Raw genomic sequence first — 4,535 nt, 5'->3', positions numbered from 1 at the left:
CAGGTACATCAGGCTCGATACGCTGGTGGCGGCGCCGCGCCGGATCAGCACGAACAGCAGCGAGATCGCGCCGATCGACAGGGCCACGATCGACCAGGCCAGCGCGCCGACCATCTCGAGGTTCCAGTCGACTTCGCGCGTCTCGAACAGGAACATCCAAGGCAGGCAGGCCAGCGCCGCCGCGGTGAACTGGATCAGCGAGCCCATGCGCAGATCGAACACCGGGCAGCGATGCTTCTGATACAGCGTGCCGACGGTGATCGACAGCAAGGCGCCGACCGCGAGCAGCACGCTGAACGGCGTCGCCGAGCCGGCCGACAGCTTGCCGGCCACCACCAGGCCGACGCCGACGATGCCGAGCAGCAGGCCCAGCCACTGCCAGCCGCGCAGGCGTTCGCCGAGACGCAGCGAAATCAGCGCCGTCAGCAGCGGCTGCATGCCGACGATCAACGCGGCCATGCCGGCCGGCATGCCGAGCTTGACCGCGGCCCAGACCCCGCCCAGATAGCCGGTCTGCAACAGCAGCCCGGCCAGCGCAATGCGCCCGATCATGGCCCAATCCACATGGCCATCGCGACGAGGCAGCGGCACGCGCGCCAGCACGACGAACGGCACCATCAGCACCACCACGCCGGCAAAGCGCAGGAACAGAAAGGTCATCGGCTCGGCATGTGGCATGCCGTACTTGGCGACGATAAAGCCGGTGCTCCAGATCAGCACGAACAGCCAGGGCATGGACACCAGCCACGCATTGGTGCCGCCTGACGCGGTTCGGCCCGCGCTGGCCTCTGACGCCGGCCTCACGCACGCCCCTTCATGGGTGCGCCGATGTCGAACGGATTGGGACGCAATGGAATCGCGATGCGGACAAAACGGCTGCGGGAGGCTTGGCGGGACATCGGCAACAAGGGCGGAACGGGCGGGCCGCGCGGCGGTCGGGCATATCGCCCTGCCCGGCCATGCGTTGAATGGAATGCGCGATGGTAGCACCGGCCAGTTCGTCACGTCGCCGAGGGCCCCAAAGGTGATCGGGCAGTCGCAATGTGGCGAAGCCGCCCGGGGGTTTACCCCAGACCGGTTGTGCGATGCACAAAAACCGCTTGACACACCAAACATGGTCCATACAATACGGAATTGTTGCGACGCACCATGAATCGAAAAGACGGTTTCCGGCCGGCCAAATCGAGTCGTTGGAGCGCACGCACAAACCATTCACGCGCCTGGGCTGGCCACCGCAACGTCACGGCCCTGACATCTAGGCGACCTATTTTTTGAGTTCGCTTGAACTCGACTTCATTTGATGGAGACCAGCATGTCCTTTACCCCCGAACAAGTTGCCGCCGCCCACAAAGCCAATCTGGAAACCCTGTTCGGTTTGACCACCAAGGCCTTCGAAGGCGTGGAAAAGCTGGTCGAGCTGAACATGCAAGTGGTCAAGACCACGCTGGCTGAAAACGTCGAGCACGCCAAGCGCACGCTGACCGCCCGCGACGCCCAGGAACTGCTGGCGCTGCAGGTTTCGCTGATCCAGCCGGTCGCCGAAAAGGCCGTCGCCTACAGCCGCCACGTGTACGAAATCGCGGCCGACACGCAGTCGGAATTCACCCGCGTCGCCGAGGCCCAGCTGGCCGAAAGCTCGCGCAACGTGCAAAGCCTGGTCGACAACTTCGCCAAGAACGCCCCGGCCGGTTCGGAATCGACCGTGGCCATCGTGAAGTCGGCCATCTCGGCCGCCAACAACGCCTACGAGTCGGTCCAGAAGGCCACCAAGCAAGCCGTCGAAATCGCCGAAAGCAATTTCCAGGCGGCCGCCACCGCCGCCACCAAGGCCGCCCAGCAAGCGAGCGCCACCGCCCGCACCGCTGGCAAGAAGACCACCGCAGCCTGATCGCGCTGAACGGTGCCCCGCTCGCGGGGCACCCGGTCGACGCTGACCTCCGAAGCCCGGCATTGATGCCGGGCTTTTTTATTGCCTCTGGCACCGCAATTAGCGCATTCGAACTTCAGCCCGGGATCGTCACAGTCGTGCAACGTTCGGACGCCGCATCGCAACGATCATCGCCGCCTTTCGCAAGGCGATCCGGTTGCGCTTCGCAGTCAGTTTGTCATGGTGACGCCAGGGCGGCTGGTGCATCCGTCGCTTGCGATTTATATCCGAACAGGTATGACTCGTACCCGACGAACGCAAGCTGTTGTATTGGGAAGGCTCCTCGAAAAAGGACTTAAAAGCATTCCCCATTCCGGTTCAAGAAGACATGGGGGTAGCCCTGTTCGTCGTGCAGTTGGGGCGCACGCCTCCTTCAGCAAAGCCGTGGAAGGGCCTGGGTTCGGGCGTGTACGAACTGGTCGACGATCACTGCGGCGATACCTTCCGGGCCGTATACACGGTCTGCGTCGGCAACGCAGTCCACGTGCTGCACGCGTTTCAGAAAAAGTCCAAGTCGGGCATCGCCACGCCGTAACCGGATATCGCCTTGATCGAGAAGCGGCTGAAGGCGGTGCTCGCCAGATACGGAAAAAGCGGGAGATCGTGATGCCATGCAATCGCACTCGAACAGGCACGGACAATGTGTTGGCCGACCTCGGATTTGCCGATGCCGAAGAACTGTCGGCAAAAGCGCTGCTGGCGGTCAAAGTCAACGAAGTGATCGGCAAGCGAGGGCTCAGCCAGGTCGAAGCCGCCCATATCGTCGGCATGAGCCAGCCAAAGGTGTCGCAGATCCGGCGCTACAAACTCGACAACATCTCTCTGGAGCGCCTGATGCAGGCGCTCGTCTCGCTCGATCAGCACGTGGAAATCGTGGTTCGGCCGGCTCGCCAGTCGGCAGCCGCAGGAATTTTCGTTACAGCCTGACCGCGCCCCGCACTTGTCAGCTTCAGCGCAGCTATATCTGTATTTCGAAAATAATGGCGGTTAATTGCATTCTCAAGTAAAACAAGGCCCGCCATCCCGGCGGGCCCTGCTCCTGTACTGCTACAACCGGCCGCTCAGCGCTTGCGCGGCGGCGGCACGTCCGTGCAGACGCCCTCGTAGATCTCGGCCGCCATGCCGATCGACTCCCCGAGCGTCGGGTGCGGGTGGATGGTCTTGCCGATATCGACCGCATCGGCGCCCATCTCGATCGCCAGGCACACTTCGCCGATCAGGTCGCCCGCATGCGTGCCGACGATGCCGCCGCCGATGATGCGGTGCGTTTCCTCGTCGAACAGCAGCTTGGTGAAGCCCTCGTCGCGGCCGTTGGCGATCGCGCGGCCCGAAGCGGCCCACGGGAAAACGCCCTTGCCGTACTTGATGCCCTGCGCCTTGCACTGTTCTTCGGTCAGACCAGCCCACGCGACTTCCGGATCGGTATAGGCCACCGACGGAATCTGCCTGGCATCGAAGTACGCCTTCTCGCCGTGCGCGGCTTCGGCGGCCACGTGGGCCTCATGCACGGCCTTGTGCGCCAGCATCGGCTGCCCGACGATGTCGCCGATCGCGAAGATATGCGGCACGTTGGTGCGCATCTGGCTGTCGACGTCGATGAAGCCGCGGTCGGTCACCGCGACGCCCGCCTTCTCCGCGCCGATCCGCTTGCCGTTGGGCGCACGGCCCACCGACACCAGCACCAGGTCGTAGCGCTGCGCCTCCGCCGGGGCCTGCTCGCCCTCGAACTTGACGTAGATGCCATCGGCCCTGGCTTCGACGCCGACGGTCTTGGTCTTGAGCATCACGTTGTCGAAGCGATGCTTGTTCATCTTCTCCCAGACCTTGACCAGATCGCGGTCCGCGCCCTGCATCAGGCCGTCGAGCATTTCGACGACATCGATGCTGGCGCCCAGCGTGCTGTAGACCGTGGCCATTTCCAGCCCGATGATGCCGCCGCCGATCACCAGCATGCGCTTGGGGATCTCGCGCAGTTCCAGCGCGCCGGTCGAATCGACGATGCGCGGGTCCTCCGGGATGAACGGCAGTTTCACCGCCTGGCTGCCGGCCGCGATGATGGCCTTGTCGAAACGGATCACCGTCTTCTTGCCGGTGGGATCCTTGCCGTCGCCGCCGGTTTCCTGGACCTCGAGATGATGCGGATCGAGGAAGGTACCGATGCCGCGCACGACCTGCACCTTGCGCGCCTTGGCCATGCCGGCGAGGCCGCCGGTCAGCTTGCCGACCACGGATTCCTTGTACTTGCGCAGCCCGTCCAGATCGATCTTCGCGTCGCCGAACACGATGCCGTGCGCGGCCAACGCCTTGGCCTCGTCGATGATCGCCGCGTTATGCAGCAGCGCCTTCGACGGGATGCAGCCGACATTCAGGCAAACGCCGCCCAGGCTCGCATAGCGCTCGACCAGCACGGTGTTCATGCCGAGGTCGGCGCTGCGGAACGCCGCCGAATAGCCGCCGGGGCCGGCGCCCAGCACCAGCATCTCGCACTGGATGTCGGCGCCGCCGGCATGCGTTGCCGCAGCCGGTGCCGGTGCCGGCGATGCTGCCGGCGCCCGCGGCGGCTCCGGCTGCTTCGACCGTGCAGATCACCGTGTCCTTGGCGACCTTG

At 64.5% G+C, this 4,535-nt stretch carries 3 protein-coding genes and 2 pseudogenes; 3 read left to right on the top strand and 2 right to left on the bottom strand.

What is annotated here, in order from left to right:
• Nucleotides 1-735: DMT family transporter (locus B551_RS14200; RefSeq protein ID WP_023264363.1), on the bottom strand; the 735-nt coding region annotated here is incomplete at its 3' end.
• Between the two features lie 577 nt (nucleotides 736-1,312).
• Here B551_RS14200 and B551_RS14195 point away from each other — a divergent pair.
• The 3 genes and pseudogenes from B551_RS14195 to B551_RS14185 all read left to right on the top strand — a co-directional run bounded on the left by B551_RS14195 (nucleotide 1,313) and on the right by B551_RS14185 (nucleotide 2,854).
• On the top strand, nucleotides 1,313-1,888 hold the full coding sequence (locus B551_RS14195; protein WP_043439695.1) for a phasin family protein: 576 nt from the start codon (nucleotides 1,313-1,315) through the stop codon (nucleotides 1,886-1,888).
• A gap of 301 nt (nucleotides 1,889-2,189) precedes the next feature.
• Nucleotides 2,190-2,534: pseudogene (locus tag B551_RS14190) on the top strand (type II toxin-antitoxin system RelE/ParE family toxin).
• On the top strand, nucleotides 2,534-2,854 hold the full coding sequence (locus tag B551_RS14185) for a helix-turn-helix domain-containing protein (RefSeq protein ID WP_023264361.1): 321 nt from the start codon (nucleotides 2,534-2,536) through the stop codon (nucleotides 2,852-2,854). The pseudogene B551_RS14190 and the gene B551_RS14185 overlap by 1 nt, the downstream one beginning before the upstream one ends.
• A gap of 134 nt (nucleotides 2,855-2,988) precedes the next feature.
• Here the strand turns inward: B551_RS14185 and lpdA are convergent.
• Nucleotides 2,989-4,535: pseudogene (gene lpdA / locus B551_RS14180) on the bottom strand (dihydrolipoyl dehydrogenase); the annotation flags it as partial.

The organism is Cupriavidus sp. HPC(L) (assembly GCF_000307735.3).
Classification (GTDB): domain Bacteria; phylum Pseudomonadota; class Gammaproteobacteria; order Burkholderiales; family Burkholderiaceae; genus Cupriavidus.
This window is presented reverse-complemented; position numbering and strand designations above follow the sequence as displayed.